Annotated in this window: 2 protein-coding genes; both read right to left on the minus strand. The window is 73.3% G+C overall.

From position 1 onward, the window contains the following. Positions 1–115: 115 nt before the first annotated feature. On the minus strand, positions 116–817 hold the full coding sequence (locus KD1_RS15835; RefSeq protein ID WP_068403520.1) for a YggS family pyridoxal phosphate-dependent enzyme: 702 nt from the start codon (positions 815–817) through the stop codon (positions 116–118). Then, the gene (pgeF, locus tag KD1_RS15840) at positions 814–1,533 is read right to left on the minus strand and encodes a peptidoglycan editing factor PgeF (protein ID WP_245627446.1); all 720 of its coding nucleotides are present in this window, start codon (positions 1,531–1,533) and stop codon (positions 814–816) included. Before pgeF ends, KD1_RS15835 begins: the two co-directional genes overlap by 4 nt. Positions 1,534–1,733: the final 200 nt, after the last annotated feature.

Genomic DNA, 1,733 nt, shown 5'->3' on the forward strand with positions numbered 1-1,733 from the left:
CCTCGGCCAGGCCGAGGTAGACCATCGCGTTCCGCAGTGCACCTGCCATGTCCGCTCCTGAAGCTGGATGTCCTGATGTGGACGACCTGCCGCCGTCTCTGTCTCAGTCCAGAAGTTACTCGTGTGACTGGCGTGAACCGAGTATTGCCGTTCCGACACGCAGGTGTGTTGCACCGTGGGCGATGGCCGACTCCAGATCCCCGCTCATCCCGGCGGACACGATCGTCGCCTCCGGATGGGACGCCCGAAGCTCCGCGGCGATGGTGCGCAGCCGCGCGAACGCCGACCCCGGGTCCGCCCCGAGTGGGGCGACGGCCATGACCCCACCGAGGCGGAGCGCGGAGGCGGCGACGGCGTCGGCCAGGGCCGGCACGTCCTCGGGCTGAGCCCCGCCACGGCCGGTCGCGCCGTCGAGGGACACCTGGATCAGCCCGGTGACCTCGCGACCGTTGGCCCGCACCGCCCGATCGAGCGCGGCGATGGCCTTGGGCCGATCGAGGGAGTGGACGACATCGGCGTACCCGGCGATCGAGGTGGCCTTGTTCGTCTGGAACTGCCCAATGAAGTGCACCCGGGCGCGCACGGGCGGGTCGACCAACTTGGCACGTGCCTCCTGGTCCCGGTTCTCGCCGAGGTCGGTCACGCCGAGGTCGATGAGGGCGTCGACGTCGGTGCGGGGAAAGTACTTCGTCACGACGACGAGGCGGAGCTGCGTGGGGTCCCGGTCGACCTGCGCGCAAGCCCGGGTGAGCCGGTCGCGCACGGCGGCGAGGTTCGCGGCCAGCTCCGCACGACGCTCCGCGGTGGCGCCGCTCATGACTCGCGCCGCACGATGACCCCGGCGTACCGCCCCGTGACCCCGTCGCGCCGGTGCGAGTACAGGTCGTTCTCCTCACGGGCACAGCCGGGCACCCAGCGCGTCGCGACCCCGAGGTCCGCAAGTTGGGCGACGACGCCGGCGGCGACATCGATGGCGGGGGTGCCGATCCACGTGCGGGCCGCGGCCTCCGGGTGGGCCGCCGCCGCGGCATCGCGCAGGTCGGCCGGTACCGCGTAGCACCGTCCGCAGATCGACGGGCCGACGATGGCCTGCACGTGTCGGGCGCCGAGGTCACGCATGGCGGCGACCGTGGCGGGCACGACGCCGGACAGCATGCCGAGTCGGCCCGCGTGGGCGGCGCCGATGACCCCGGCCTCCGGATCGGCCAGAAGGAGGGGCGTGCAGTCGGCCACGAGGACGGCCAGGGCGACGTCGGTCTGGCGGGTCACCGACGCGTCGGCCGACGGCGGAGCGTCGTCGAGCGGCGTGGTCACCTCGACGACCTCGGTGCCGTGCACCTGGTCGAGATAGCGCACCCGGTCATCGGTCAGCCCGAGGCCGGCCGCGAGCCGAGACCGGTTGGCGGCCACCGCAGCCGGTTCGTCACCGACATGGACACCCAGATTCAGCCCGGCGTACGGGCCGGTCGACACGCCCCCGGCCCGTGAGGTGAACAGCGCCTCGACCTGGCCGCCGCGTCGCCCCGGCAGCACCTGGAACGACTGCAGCACCCGAGCCGGATGCCCGGTGGAGTCGGGACTCACGCGCCCCTCACTTGAGGAAGTCGGGCACGTCCAGGTCGTCGCCGTCGTCGAAGGTGACCTGGCGCGGCGGCGTCACCGGCTCGCGCGGCGCGGCCGGAGCAGGGGCGACCGGGGCCGGCACCGTGTGGTTGCGCTCCCCGGGGTTGGCC

It is taken from the genome of Kribbia dieselivorans NBRC 106261 (assembly GCF_001552435.1).
GTDB lineage: Bacteria > Actinomycetota > Actinomycetes > Actinomycetales > Dermatophilaceae > Kribbia > Kribbia dieselivorans.

Bases quoted from the DNA above. Each gene is read 5' to 3' on its own strand.
- KD1_RS15835 (WP_068403520.1), bottom strand. From the start codon at position 817: ATGAGCGGCGCCACCGCGGAGCGTCGTGCGGAGCTGGCCGCGAACCTC.